16 protein-coding genes are annotated in these 13,215 nt (G+C 57.9%); 8 read left to right on the top strand and 8 right to left on the bottom strand.

What is annotated here, in order from left to right:
- The coding region (locus tag AAAB35_RS16405) for a response regulator transcription factor (protein ID WP_340669361.1) at positions 1-581 on the top strand (581 nt) is incomplete at its 5' end.
- A gap of 22 nt (positions 582-603) precedes the next feature.
- Here AAAB35_RS16405 and AAAB35_RS16410 read toward each other — a convergent pair.
- From AAAB35_RS16410 to AAAB35_RS16420, 3 genes are all read right to left on the bottom strand, one after another.
- Positions 604-1,038 (bottom strand): cupin domain-containing protein, encoded by a 435-nt coding sequence (locus tag AAAB35_RS16410; RefSeq protein WP_340669362.1) that lies wholly within the window; start codon positions 1,036-1,038, stop codon positions 604-606.
- A 162-nt stretch (positions 1,039-1,200) separates the two neighbouring features.
- A complete protein-coding gene (locus AAAB35_RS16415; protein ID WP_340669363.1) occupies positions 1,201-1,557 on the bottom strand; it encodes a response regulator in 357 nt (118 codons plus the stop codon).
- Between the two features lie 127 nt (positions 1,558-1,684).
- Positions 1,685-2,314, bottom strand: a complete 630-nt coding sequence (locus tag AAAB35_RS16420) for a histidine phosphotransferase family protein (RefSeq protein WP_340669364.1) — start codon at positions 2,312-2,314, stop codon at positions 1,685-1,687.
- 313 nt (positions 2,315-2,627) lie between these two features.
- On the opposite strand from AAAB35_RS16420, the gene AAAB35_RS16425 reads away from it, so the two are divergent.
- Positions 2,628-3,206, top strand: a complete 579-nt coding sequence (locus tag AAAB35_RS16425) for an EipA family protein (protein ID WP_340669365.1) — start codon at positions 2,628-2,630, stop codon at positions 3,204-3,206.
- 113 nt (positions 3,207-3,319) lie between these two features.
- Positions 3,320-4,381: a hypothetical protein gene (locus AAAB35_RS16430; protein ID WP_340669366.1), complete on the top strand. Its 1,062-nt coding sequence runs from the start codon at positions 3,320-3,322 to the stop codon at positions 4,379-4,381.
- Here the strand turns inward: AAAB35_RS16430 and AAAB35_RS16435 are convergent.
- The 3 genes from AAAB35_RS16435 to AAAB35_RS16445 all read right to left on the bottom strand — a co-directional run bounded on the left by AAAB35_RS16435 (position 4,337) and on the right by AAAB35_RS16445 (position 6,213).
- Positions 4,337-5,164: an RNA methyltransferase gene (locus AAAB35_RS16435; RefSeq protein ID WP_340669367.1), complete on the bottom strand. Its 828-nt coding sequence runs from the start codon at positions 5,162-5,164 to the stop codon at positions 4,337-4,339. The two genes, AAAB35_RS16430 and AAAB35_RS16435, sit on opposite strands and share 45 nt — an antisense overlap.
- Positions 5,161-5,940: a DUF2470 domain-containing protein gene (locus AAAB35_RS16440; RefSeq protein WP_340669368.1), complete on the bottom strand. Its 780-nt coding sequence runs from the start codon at positions 5,938-5,940 to the stop codon at positions 5,161-5,163. Before AAAB35_RS16440 ends, AAAB35_RS16435 begins: the two co-directional genes overlap by 4 nt.
- A gap of 81 nt (positions 5,941-6,021) precedes the next feature.
- Entirely contained in the window at positions 6,022-6,213 is a 192-nt protein-coding gene (locus AAAB35_RS16445; protein WP_340669369.1) for a hypothetical protein, read from the bottom strand.
- A gap of 238 nt (positions 6,214-6,451) precedes the next feature.
- Between AAAB35_RS16445 and AAAB35_RS16450 the strand changes: the two genes are divergently transcribed.
- A complete protein-coding gene (locus tag AAAB35_RS16450; protein ID WP_340669370.1) occupies positions 6,452-7,420 on the top strand; it encodes a cell wall hydrolase in 969 nt (322 codons plus the stop codon).
- A gap of 54 nt (positions 7,421-7,474) precedes the next feature.
- Here AAAB35_RS16450 and AAAB35_RS16455 read toward each other — a convergent pair whose 3' ends face one another.
- Positions 7,475-7,864, bottom strand: a complete 390-nt coding sequence (locus AAAB35_RS16455; RefSeq protein WP_340669374.1) for a DUF930 domain-containing protein — start codon at positions 7,862-7,864, stop codon at positions 7,475-7,477.
- A gap of 181 nt (positions 7,865-8,045) precedes the next feature.
- Positions 8,046-8,807, bottom strand: coding sequence for a 3-hydroxyacyl-CoA dehydrogenase (locus AAAB35_RS16460; protein WP_340669371.1), 762 nt, complete (start codon positions 8,805-8,807; stop codon positions 8,046-8,048).
- Positions 8,808-9,142: 335 nt separating this feature from the next.
- Here AAAB35_RS16460 and AAAB35_RS16465 point away from each other — a divergent pair, with 335 nt between their 5' ends.
- The 4 genes from AAAB35_RS16465 to AAAB35_RS16480 form a co-directional block, all read left to right on the top strand.
- Entirely contained in the window at positions 9,143-10,747 is a 1,605-nt protein-coding gene (locus AAAB35_RS16465; RefSeq protein ID WP_340669372.1) for an ABC transporter substrate-binding protein, read from the top strand.
- Between the two features lie 54 nt (positions 10,748-10,801).
- The gene (locus tag AAAB35_RS16470) at positions 10,802-11,809 is read left to right on the top strand and encodes an ABC transporter permease subunit (RefSeq protein ID WP_027233488.1); all 1,008 of its coding nucleotides are present in this window, start codon (positions 10,802-10,804) and stop codon (positions 11,807-11,809) included.
- A 64-nt stretch (positions 11,810-11,873) separates the two neighbouring features.
- Positions 11,874-12,734, top strand: a complete 861-nt coding sequence (locus AAAB35_RS16475) for an ABC transporter permease subunit (RefSeq protein WP_340669375.1) — start codon at positions 11,874-11,876, stop codon at positions 12,732-12,734.
- On the top strand, positions 12,734-13,215 hold a 482-nt coding region (locus AAAB35_RS16480), incomplete at its 3' end, for an ABC transporter ATP-binding protein (RefSeq protein ID WP_340669373.1). The genes AAAB35_RS16475 and AAAB35_RS16480, both read left to right, overlap by 1 nt.

The following is a 13,215-nucleotide window of genomic DNA, read 5'->3' on the forward strand; positions in this document are numbered from 1 at the left end:
AGCTCTATGACTACGACATCATCCTGCTCGACCTCAACCTGCCGGACATGTCCGGCTACGAAGTGCTCCGGACGCTTCGCCTGTCCAAGGTGAAGACCCCGATCCTTATCCTCTCCGGCATGGCCGGCATCGAGGACAAGGTTCGCGGCCTCGGTTTCGGCGCCGATGACTATATGACAAAGCCCTTCCACAAGGACGAACTCGTCGCCCGCATCCACGCGATCGTGCGCCGCTCCAAGGGCCACGCCCAGTCGGTCATTACCACGGGCGATCTCATCGTCAATCTCGATGCCAAGACGGTGGAAGTCAGCGGCCAGCGTGTGCACCTGACCGGCAAGGAATACCAGATGCTGGAACTGCTCTCCCTGCGCAAGGGTACAACACTGACCAAGGAAATGTTCCTCAACCACCTCTATGGCGGCATGGACGAGCCCGAACTCAAGATCATCGACGTCTTCATTTGCAAGCTGCGCAAGAAGCTGGACTCGGCCTCCGACGGTGTCAACTATATCGAGACCGTGTGGGGCCGCGGCTATGTGCTGCGTGAGCCGGACTCGACGGAGTTGCGCGAAATCGCCTGATCGCCATCGTGCGGTTAAAATCTCAAAGGCTCCGTTCAGACGGAGCCTTTTTTATTGCGCGATCCAAGCTGCAACCAGCTTCAGATCCAGTCGTCGTTGCGGCCGTTCGTTCCCCGCCGGCATTTCCCGTATTCAAAACGCCGCGCGGCTCGATCAGCATCAGCTTGACCTCGTTGGCGGCATAGGGCTTGTGCTCGACGCCCTTGGGCACGACGAACATTTCGCCCGCCGTGAGCAGGACTGATCCGTCGCGGAAATCGATGCGTAACTCGCCTTCGACGACAATGAAGGCTTCGTCCGTTTCCGGATGGTCATGCCAAACAAAATCACCCTCGATGCGCGCGATCTTGAACTGATAATCGTTAAGTTCGGCGATGACTTTAGGCGCCCATTTTTCCGAGACGAGACTGAATTTTTGGGCAAGATTGATTGGACGATAGGTCGTGACGGTATCCATACGCAACTCCTCTGGCTGGAAGATGAACCTAGCAAGCCGACCAATCCGGGTCTTGGACGATTGTGCAAAAGTACAGAGCTTCCCTGCCGGGATATACCTTGGCGAGCATGCTCTCACGGTTGTCGCCTTGCCTCCAGGCGATCGGGAGATCGTCTTTCGGCATCACCCTGACGCAGGCACTTGCGGCAGAATTTCGGCGATCGAGGCCCGGTTGAAAGGCTTCAAAAGGTAGCCGGCGGCACCTGCACGCTTGGCGCGCATGATCTTGGCAAGGTCCATTTCCGGCAGGCAGAGGTAGATTTTGCTGGTCGCTCCGCCGGGAAGCGACTTTACCTGGGCGATGATGTCGGCGGCCGGCATGTCGGCGATGGCACTGTCGATAATAATAATGTCGGGCATCTCGACGCTGCAAGCCGCCACGGTCTGAAATCCGGTGTCGGCCGTCGTAACAACGGTCGTGTCGCTGGCGATCAGTCTGCGCGCAACCTTCCGCACCACCGGCGAACCATCAATGATCATGCAACGCAGCAATGCAATACCCCCGGTAGCGCCAGAAACACACCTTTCCGGGTCCGAAGACTAACGGGCCTGAGTGAACAAATACCGAATGTTGATGGTAAATATTAGCGCAACTTTTATGCTGTGGTCACGCCGCAGTGAAGACGATCTCTTCCGGCGTCGCATGAATCGAGATGGTCATCCCGGCTTCCTGCGCCAACAGCAGCGTATAATAGGGCTGCACCGCATGGGCATCGATCGGTTCTTCCGGCACCCTGCCGCTGTGAAGTTCGAGGAATTTCGGCGGAACGCGCAGCATCGGTCCGCGCGAGGTGAGGACGAAGCGCGGCTCGGTATCTCCGCCCTCGAGCTTGACCGCAAGCGTGCCGCCCCGCGGAAGGGCAGCATTGGCGATCAGCACCAAGTTGAGAAGGAGCTTGACCTTGTTCTTGGGCAGGAGAACGCGAGTGCCTTCCCAGGTGAACTGAGCCTTTTCGCCCTTCATGTATTCGTTCGCAACATTCTGTGCGTCGCCCGTATCAATCTGGACGCCTGCCGATCCTGCTGCGCCGAAGGCAATGCGCGCGAACTGGAGCCGGGCGGAGGCACTGCGCGCGCTCGACTTGATAAGGTTCATCGCGTCCTCGTCGGCACCGCCCTCTTCGAGCAGTTCAAGACCGTTGTTGATGGCGCCGACCGGTGAGATGATGTCGTGGCAGATGCGGCTGCTCAGGAGTGCTCCGAGGTCCGTTGCCGAAAGAATAACGGGCAATGTCATAAGGGCTTCTCCTGGGGATCGACGGGTTGGTTTTCACGAATCACTGGAAGGCGAATCACTTCGAATTTTAGCGCTATTTGGATACATAGCTGCGTCCGGATCGGCAAGAAGGTCGTGGCCGAAGCCTGTGAATGCCGAATTTCCAGCATTTTTGCCAATCTTTGCAAGTCATTGAAATGCCAAGATCGATTCATAAACTTTTATACAAGGTTTAGCGCCTTAAATTGAGCACCAAATCAGCAAGCAGGCGCAAGATCTGCATTTCCCCGTATCAGGCGTCAGGCAAAGCAGCGAACAGCCAAAAGGAATTACGATGGCGTCTCTACTCTTGTCTTTGAACCGTGGTTTTATTCTCTTCCTGACACTCGTGTCACTTGTTTTTGCCCAGGCCCAGACGGCCCGTGCGCAAGAAACCTATACGATGGAAGAGATCGTAAATTCCGGCCAGCGGTTCTTCGGGTCGGCCTCCGGCGGGCTGGCCACAGCTGTCGAAAAGGTCTTTCAGAGTTACGGCCTGCCGAATGGCTATGTTCTCGGTGAGGAAGGATCGGGCGCCCTCATCGGCGGTCTGACCTATGGAGAGGGCACGCTCTATACGAAGAACGCCGGGGATCACAAAACGTTCTGGCAGGGTCCGTCGATCGGCTGGGATTTCGGCGGGCAGGGCTCGCGTGTCATGATGCTCGTCTATAACCTCGACGATGTGAAAAATCTTTATGGCCGCTTTGTCGGCGTCGCCGGTTCGGCTTATCTTTTCGCCGGCGTCGGCTTCAATGTCCTGAAGCGCAATCAGGTGTTGCTTGTCCCGATCCGGACAGGGGTCGGCGCTCGCCTCGGCGTCAATGTCGGCTATCTCAAGCTGACGCAGACACCGACATGGAATCCCTTCTGACAGGACTGAACTTTTATGTTTACCCGACGCGGACCCATGCGGTCCGCGTCTTTGTATTTCGGCGCCCTCGCTGCTAAGACTTTGCTCGACAGATATTCAACAGGACCCCGATCTTGATCCAGTCAGTACTCTATTTCGCACTCGGTTTCCTCGCTGCCGTTCTCTTGGCGCTGCTGGTCGCGCCACCCATCTGGCGTAGGGCGATGCTTTTGACGCGAAAACACGTTGAAGCCGAGACGCCGTTGACGCTCAACGAGATTCAGGCGCAACGGGATGGATTGCGTGCGGAACACGCCATGGCGGAGCGCAAGCTCGAGCTCGCGCTCGAAAGCGCTCGCGAAAGATCTGCATTGCATTTGGCCGAGATTGGCGAAAAGGAGCGCATCATCCGCAACCTGTCGACCGAACTCGCGGACCAGGAGAAGAACATTGCTGGCCTTTCGACGTCACTCAGTTCAAACGAACAGAATCTTGAACGATTGACGAAGGACTTGAGCGGTACCGAGAAAAGTCTTGAAGAGCGTTCCGCCGAAGTAGAACAACTCAACCGCCGGCTTTCGAAGTTGTCGATCGATGCAGATAGTTTGCACATTGAATTGGCGGCTCAATCCGCGCGGGTCGAAAACCTCCTCGACGAATTGAAGCAAGCGCGGCAGGACAAGCGCGACAGCGACGAACAGCGGCGCAGGGTCGAGACCGACTACAAGGCCCTGCAACATACATTGGGGCAGGAAACAACGCAGCGCGCCGAGTTCGAAAAGCGGTCTGCCGCGCTTCTGACGAAGCTTTCAGACGCAGAGGCCATGCTGGCTCGCCGCGAGAAAGACATAGAGCGACTCAACGACCGGCTGCGGAAGGTGCTTGCCGATGGGCGCAAGCAGGGCACATCGGTGGTGGATGCGCCGCGAGGCAAGGAAGCGCTCGTCCAGGCGGACGAAACGAGGCTCATGCGCGAAGAGATGAATACGCTCGCTGCCGAGGTTGTCGCGATGGTAGCGCAGCTTGAGGGTCCGAGGTCACCGGTCAATGAAATCCTTGCCAAGACCGGAAACCAATCGCCTGCTGTTTATGACGAAAATGGCGAGGCGATCGTCAGTATTGCCGATCGCGTGCGGGCTCTCCGGGCTGCGTCAAATGCCGGCAAAGCGGCTGAAACGAGAAAGGGCGATGCCTGAGGCTGTTGCAACGTTAAGGCTGTCAAAGCCCTTCGACATGGGAATCCTCACTGTCTGCAAACGTTCGAGAAGCGCCTGCGGCAAACCTTCGCCTTCCGTCCCAAGGAGAAGAGCCGTGCGGGGCGCGGGCTGCGCGTCGTAGATGCTCTTCGTCCCGGCGGGGCTCAAAGCGAAAATGGCAATACCCTCGGTCTGCAGCTTGCTGATGATCGCCTCGATCGAACCACCGCGGGCAAACGGGACCTTCAGAACTGCGCCAACAGAGACGCGGATCGCCTTTCGGTAAAGCGGATCGCAACTCGTCTCGTCCATGATAATGCAGTCGGCTTCGAAAGCGGCGGCGTTGCGAAAGATCGAGCCCATATTGTCGTGGTTCGACAGGCCGCACAGGACGACGACCAGCGCTTCTCCCGGCATGGCGGCAAGCAGCGTATCGACCGAGTGGGGTTTGCTACGTCGCCCGATCGCGAGAATGCCCCGATGCATCGGAAAACCGGCAATGGTGTCCATCGTGCCGCGATTGACGCAATAGATCGGTATGTCGGGCGGGCAGAGCGGTAGCTGTTCCGACAGGCCCGATATCCGGTTCTCAAGGATGAGGAGCGATTCTGCGGCAAAGTGCGGGCTCGTCAGGAGTACGTTCAACACAACCTTTCCCTCTGCGATGAATCTGCCATCGCGTCCAACGAGGTCACGCTCGCGCACGTCACGATAAGGGGCAAGCCGCTCGTCACCGGGGTCATCGATACGGATCACCCTCTGATCGGGCGCCGAAACTGTCATGCCGGAGATTGAGATGTCTGAAGACCGGCGCGGGCCTCGCCGGCCATGCGCACGAGTGTCTTGTGCATGTCGTCGGCCGACGTGAGCGGCGCAGCGAAAAAAATGCGCTCTACTGCATCGCCGTCGACGATATCAAATCCATCCGCATCGATGCCTGCAATCCGCCAGCTGCCATCTCGCGTCTTAGCGAAATATCGGGCGTAAAGCGCGATCGCTGCCGCATGATCCTTGTTCATGTGGTCGACCGCCGATTGTTCCGCCGCCGCAAGTTCGTCGTTTGCCGGATTGAGACTGAGCCATTCGCTCGCGGCGAGTTGATAGGCTCGGCCGAAACCGGCATTCAAGCGGGCATTCTCTGGCTCGAGGCGGAAAAAGCTGAAGTCACCGAGGCCCGCATAAAGCTTGGCCTTAGGAAGGTGCGAGAGGTACCGCCACTCGATACGCGCATGCTCGGGCGTGCCGCGAGCGATCTGACGGCTTTTTGCGCTTATGGTCATGCGCGGATGGGCGAGAGGATCGCCCTTCCCGGGCTCGCCAACCAACAGTGAACAGCGTGGATCGGCCAGGAGTGCCGGCGTATGGGCCGCCAGCGCCGATGCGAGAATAATGGGTGTGCCGTCGTGATCGGTTGAAAGACCGACGCGCGTTGCGATCGGCGCACCGGAATTTGGTGCAAGCGTCGCGATGGCCGCATGCCGTGCGCTGCGCAGCAATGTACGCACGAGGCGGATAGCGCCTTCGTCGTTTTCTTGCAGGACGTCTTGTTTTTCGCTCACAGGGATGGTCCCTCGCAATCTTTCGGCAGATTGATAGAGTGTGACGGGCGAAGGGACAAGGCGTTTAAAACTGAGGGGCGGTCAAGCGGCGACGGATCGGTTGTCGTTGAGCCCGATCGCATCCATGCAATCGTCGAGGAGGTCGAGATCGACAGGCCCGATCGTACAGAGTACGGGTGCGACATCCTCGGCGTGAACCTGCAGGGCCACGAGTTCCTTGAGCGCTTCCATTACTGATTCGCGCGTGTCATATCGGGCGGAGCGCTTCTGCATGTCGTGCCTTTTGAGCTTGATTAGTCGCCCGAAGAATAAGGCAATTACGGTAAACGAATTCTTAATTTCGCCATTTTTGGAATTTTTTTGCTGTTTCGGTGAATAAAATAACATCATGATTTCAATTGGATGAATAGGTCTGGTAACGTTAACGTCATCTTTGCCATTGTTTGGCCCCAAATGGGCTCATTCTGTGAGCACCTTCACCAGCAGGAACAACAGCGATGAGAATTGCTTCGTGATCGGCTTCGCTCAGTGGAAGATCCATTCAATTGCGGGCATTATAGCGGCCGCGGGGCTTGTTAGTGGTTGCACGCAGACCGGACAGCACTCGAAAATTTCAGCCAATTTGACGTCCAAGGGTACCAGCAAGACGTATGCCTATACGCCGAAGGACAAGGAGTGCCTTGAGCGGGCCATGTTCTTCGAGTCCAATCGATCAAGCCAGGACGGCTTGGTCGCGGTTGGTACCGTCGTGATGAATCGTCTCGATTCCGGCAAGTGGGGCGACTCTATATGTGGGGTTGTCGGGCAGAAGGGACAGTTTGCCCCGGGTGTGCTTTCCCGTCCGATGAAGTCCGTTGCCTTACCGGATGTGCAAGCCGCAGCCGATGCAGTGCTGAGGGGCGAACGCAATACCAAGGTGAAGAACGCCATGTACTTCCATACGGCCGGTCTTCGTTTCCCCTATAAGAACATGCACTATACCGTCGTCGCCGGTGGCAACGCTTTCTACGAAAAGCGCGATCGTTACCATTCTGCCGACATTGCCTCGAAGGGGGCAAGCGCAGCCATCGCCAATGCCTATATCGCCAGCCTGCGCATGGGTGGCAGGCCTGCAACCGCTACTGCGCCGACGATGGTGGCGAGCGCCGTGCCGGGCGTGACGACGACCACGGTTGCTGCATCGACAACGACGTCGACCGCGACATCGGGCCGTGTAGCGAACCAGCCAATCCTCGTCGCACAAGCTGACATAACGCCAGTTATTGCCAACCCGGCGAAGGTGGCGGTGCCGATGGATCCGCCGCCGCAGGCGATGGATTACCGGTCGTCCAATGAGCCAACCGTCCGGATAGCCCAGCCAGCCGTCGCGGCTGCGGCCGCAGCGGATACGAGCGCGCTCGCCTATCAAGCGCCGAACGCCAAGAAGGTCGATGCGATCGGACAAATGCTCCTTGCGCAGGATCGTCCGACGTTCAACTAAAACTCTATATTCCGAATTGGTTTGGGTTCCGGGCGCCTTGTGCGCCTCGAATTGTTAGGGGACCAGGTAGTGGTGCGCCCATTGATCGTGGGGAACCACCTGGCCGATAGCATATTGAAACGTCAAGATCGTCATGTGGTCGGGCGTGGTCGAGCACGTATAGGAGAGGTGATACCACTCGCCCTTGCTGCGAAAGGCGGCGCCGACTGACCGGATCTTGTCTCCCTTTATCTTCGGTTCTTCAAACGCATAGGCGACGAGTTCGTCGGGTACCAGCTTGGCCGGGTCCTTGTGGATGCGGTCCATTGCTTCGAGATCGCAGCGCTGTTCCAGCCGGGTTTCGGGATCAAGTCGCTCCAACTCTTCGGCAGCACCGGAATCCATGGCCTTCGCCGGCGCCGCCAAGGCGAGCGGCAGCAACAGCATGGCGCTAATTCTTCTCATCATATGGGCTTTCAATTTCACGGTATGGAAGCGCGATCAGGCAAGGCGCAGATCCTGATCCTGGATACTCCACGGATTGGGACCAAATTATGAAAGCCCGCCCATGCGATGAAATTTGGTCCCTCGCGCGCCCTTTCGTCCATTTGGCGCGCCCGCCAATGTGGCAGCGCAGTCTCAGACGTTATTTCGGTGCCATACGAATAGCGCCGTCGAGCCGGATCGTTTCACCATTCAGCATGGGGTTTTCAATGATATGCAGCGCGAGTGCGGCGTATTCCTCCGGTTTGCCAAGTCTTGAGGGGAAGGGTATCGAGGCGGCGAGCGAGTCCTGCACCTCCTGCGGCATGGCGAGCAGCATCGGCGTTCCGAAAATACCAGGTGCAATCGCCATCACGCGGATGCCGAAGCGCGCGAGTTCGCGTGCGGCTGGAAGGGTCAGACCTGCAATTCCCGCTTTTGACGAGGCATAGGCGGCCTGGCCGATCTGACCGTCGAAGGCTGCGACCGATGCCGTCGAGATGATGACACCCCGTTCTCCAGTCGCCAGCGGCTCCAGTTTCGAAGCCGCGTCGCCGACGAGACGCAGCATATTGAACGAGCCGATAAGATTGACCTCGATAACACGGCGATACAATTCAAGGTCGTGCGGCCCATCGCGGCCGACGATGCGACCCGCATTGGCGATGCCGGCACAGTTCACAAGAATGCGGGGCGTTCCAAGTTCTTTCGTAACGCGGGCGACAGCGGTTTGGCCTTCGATAGCGTTGGCGACATTGCAGGCGAGGGCAATTCCACCAATCTCCCCGGCAACTTTCTCGGCTGCCTCGAGATTGATATCAATGATGGCAACCTTGGCGCCTTTTTGCGCCAGGGCGCGCGCGGTTGCGGCGCCGAGGCCCGATCCCGCGCCCGTGACGATTGCTGTTTGCCCGTTTGCGTCCAAAATAACTCACTCCTGTTGCGCTTCATCAGTTCTTGCACGTGTTTTGGTGCTAAACTACACTGAAATGTACCTTCTTGGCGCGAAATACGCCACTTTCGCGTCAAAGTGGTAAACGACTCTACCCCGCATACCGAAAGTTAGTGGACGGATTTTTAGGCGATTTCACTATTATTTGATTGAATGGGGCGATTTTCCCCAGAATCGACAATTAAGCGTTCTGTGACGGGTTGACTGCGAATGAATCTGCTTGCATTGCGACATTGCAAAGGCTTCCATGCGACCTTCGTTGTAGGCATGGGGGCCTGCAACACAAAAAACCTCTGAAGGTGGAAAAGATGAATACCTACAAGAAACTCCTTGCGGCGAGCGCGCTCGCAATGCTGACGGGTGGGCTGATGGCAGGTGGAGCCTCGGCCAAGACGCTGGTCTATTGCTCGGAAGCGGCACCTGGCGGCTTCGACCCCGCGCTCTATACGGGCGGCGAGACGCTTGATGCCACGGGACAGGCCGTTTTTAACAAGCTGGTCGAGTTCAAGCCAGGCAAGTCTGAAGTAGAGCCGGCACTCGCTGAAAGCTGGACCATCTCCGACGACGGCCTGCAGTACACGTTCAAGCTGCGTCCGGGCGTCAAGTTCCAGACGACGAGCTATTTCACGCCAACGCGTGACCTCAACGCCGACGACGTCGTCTTCTCCTTCGAACGCCAGAAGGAAGGCAGCCCCTGGGCAAAATACGTAGATGGCGCTTCCTATGAATATTTCGAAGGCATGGACTTCCCAAAGCTGATCAAGTCGGTTGAAAAGGTCGACGACCTCACCGTCAAGATCACGCTGACAAAACCGAACGCACCGATGATCGCCAACCTTGCCATGGACTTTTCGTCCATCGTCTCCAAGGAATATGCCGACAAGCTGCAGGCCGACGGCACTCAGCAGAAGTTTAACGAACAGCCGGTCGGCACGGGTCCGTTCCAGTTCGTTGACTACCAGCTGAACACGGCCATCCGCTATGAAGCCAACCCGACCTTCTGGAAGGGTAAGGTCAAGCTCGACAACCTGATCTTTGCGGTCACGCCCGATGCTGCCGTTCGCGTGCAGAAGCTCAAGGCAGGCGAATGCCAGCTGACGATCTATCCGGATCCAGCCGACGTTGAAGGCCTCAAGGCAGATGCGAACCTCAATGTCGTCCAGGAAAGCGGCCTCAACGTTTCGACCCTCGCTTACAACACGACGCAGGCTCCGTTCGACAAGCCTGAAGTGCGCAAGGCGCTCAACATGGCAATCGACAAGAAGGCTATCGTCGATGCCGTTTATCTCGGCCAGGGTACGCCTGCCGTCAATCCGATCCCGCCAACGATGTGGTCCTACAACAAGTCGATCAAGGATGACGAATACAATCCTGAAGCGGCAAAGGCTGCTCTCGAAAAGGCTGGCGTCAAGGATCTTTCGCTGAAGATCTGGGCAATGCCGGTTGTACGTCCGTACATGCCGAATGGCCGCCGTACCGCAGAACTGCTGCAGTCGGACTTTGCCAAGGTTGGCGTGAAGGTCGAGATCGTCAGCTACGATTGGCAGGAATATCTGAAGCGCGCTTCGGATCCGAAGCATGACGGCGCCGTCATCATCGGCTGGACCGGGGACAATGGCGATCCGGACAACTTCCTTGCAACGCTGCTGTCCTGCCAGGCCGTTGGCAGTTCGAACCGCGCTGCATGGTGCAACAAGGAATTCACTGACCTGATCGACAAGGCTGCCGTGGTTTCCGACGTTGCCGAGCGTACCAAGCTCTATGAAGAGGCCCAGGTCGTGTTCAAGCGCGAAGCCCCATGGGCAACGCTGGCTCATTCGCTCGTTACGACGGCCATGAGCAAGAATGTTTCCGGCTACGTGCCAAGCGCCTTTGGTGTCCACAATTTCGAAAGCGTTGACATCGCCGAGTAATTAGAACTCCTCGCGGTACCGGCTTCGGCCGGTACCGCATTTTTTCAGGTTGCCATGTTCCGTTATATCGCTTCCCGAGTGCTGCTGCTGATCCCAACATTCATTGGCATCAGTTTCATCGCCTTTATCTTTATTCGCTTGCTTCCGGGAGATCCCGTCATCGCCCTTGCCGGCGAACGCGGCATGACGCCGGAGCGGCATCAGCTGCTCATGGAGCAGTTCGGTTTTAACAGGCCGATCTGGGAACAGTATTTCTCGTTCGTCTGGAACATATTCCACGGCGATTTCGGAACATCGATCGCTAGCAAGCGCGCTGTTCTCACCGACTTCCTGACGCTCTTTCCGGCTACGCTCGAGCTCAGCATCTGCGCGATGTTGTTTGCGACCATTATCGGAATTCCCGCCGGCATCTTCGCTGCTGTCAAGCGCGGCTCGGTGTTCGATCAGCTCAGCATGGGCATTGCGCTCGTCGGCTACTCGATGCCGATCTTCTGGTGGGGCATTCTGTTGATCATCCTTTTTGCGGGCATCCTGCATTGGACGCCGGTATCCGGCCGCATGGATCTCATCTATTTCTTCAAGCCCACCACCGGATTCATGCTGATCGATAGCCTGATCTCCGGGCCGAAAGGAGCCTTCAAGTCGGCGTTCTCGCACCTCGTGTTGCCGACCATCGTGCTTGGGACGATCCCACTCGCCGTCATCGCGCGGCAGACACGCTCAGCGATGCTCGAGGTTCTGGGCGAAGATTACGTCCGCACGGCGCGCGCCAAGGGTCTTGCACCACGCCGGGTCATCGGCGTTCACGCCCTGCGCAACGCCATGATCCCTGTCATCACCACGATCGGTCTGCAGATGGGACTGTTGATGGCCGGCGCCATCCTTACCGAGACGATCTTCTCCTGGCCGGGCATCGGCAAATGGATGATCGACGCCATTGCCAAGCGCGACTACGTCGTCGTGCAGGGTGGCCTCATGCTCGTCGCACTCATCGTCATGACCGTCAATCTGATTGTCGATCTGCTCTATGCGGTCGTCAATCCGCGCATCCGCGTAAAGTGAGGAAGTCTTGACCAACGAAGTTTCCCCTCCCGTACCGCTCGCCGCCCCCAAGTCCGCGGGCCGAATGGCGCGGCTCTCGGAGTTCTGGTTCTATTTCAGCGTCAACAAGGGCGCTGTGATCGGCCTCGCCGTTCTCGTCTTTCTGGTGCTCGTCGCCATATTCGCACCCGTCCTCGCGCCGCATGCGCCCTACCAGCAATACCGTGAAGCGCTGCTTACACCGCCATCGTGGCAGACGGGCGGCAATTCGATGTTCCTGCTCGGAACGGATGCCGTCGGTCGCGATCTGCTCTCGCGCCTCATCTATGGTGCTCGGTTTTCGCTGTTCATCGGCCTGATCGTCGTGACCATTTCAATGGTCACAGGCGTGGTCCTCGGTGTTCTCGCCGGCTATTTCCGTGGCTGGGTCGATGCGCTGATCATGCGTATCATGGATATTATCCTCGCCTTTCCACCGCTGCTTCTCGCGCTCGTGCTGGTAGCGATCCTCGGACCCGGGCTCTTCAATGCGATGATCGCCATTGCGTTGGTGCTACAGCCACACTTCGCGCGGCTTACTCGCGCTGCAGTTATGAGTGAAAAGAACCGCGAATATGTCGTCGCCTCAAAGCTCGCAGGGGCAAGTCATCTTCGCCTGATGTTCAAGACCATTCTGCCGAACTGTCTCGCGCCGCTGATCGTGCAGGGTACGCTTTCGTTCTCGAATGCCATTCTTGAAGCTGCGGCCCTTGGCTTCCTCGGCATGGGCGCCCAGCCGCCGACGCCGGAATGGGGAACGATGCTGGCCGAAGCCCGCGAATTCATCCAGCGCGCCTGGTGGGTCGTCACCTTTCCCGGCCTTGCCATTCTCATCACCGTTCTTGCCATCAACCTGATGGGGGACGGCCTGCGCGATGCGCTTGATCCCAAGTTGAAGAGGTCGTGATGTCCCTTCTTGAAGTCGAAAATCTGGTTGTCGAATTCCAGACGGCGTCCGGTCCCTTCCGGGCTGTGAACGGTGTCTCGCTTAGGGTGGACAAGGGCGAGGTGCTGGCAATCGTCGGCGAGTCTGGCTCGGGCAAGTCTGTCTCCATGCTCGCGGCAATGGGCCTTCTGCCCTGGACTGCGAAGGTCACTGCCGACAAGCTACAGTTCAAAGGCATCGATCTGCTCGGCATGTCGGCGTCGGATCGCCGCAAGATCGTCGGCAAGGATATTGCCATGATCTTCCAGGAGCCGATCGCCAGCCTTAATCCCTGCTTCACCGTCGGCTTCCAGATCGAGGAGGTGCTGCGCGTCCATCTCGGTCTAGACAAGGCGGCCCGCGGGGCGCGTGCCATCGAGCTTTTCGAACTGGTGGGCATCCCCAATCCGGCCGAACGGCTGAGCCATTTCCCACACCAGATGTCGGGTGGCCAGTGCCAGCG

It is taken from the genome of Phyllobacterium sp., assembly GCF_037994425.1.
Taxonomy (GTDB): Bacteria; Pseudomonadota; Alphaproteobacteria; order Rhizobiales; family Rhizobiaceae; genus Phyllobacterium.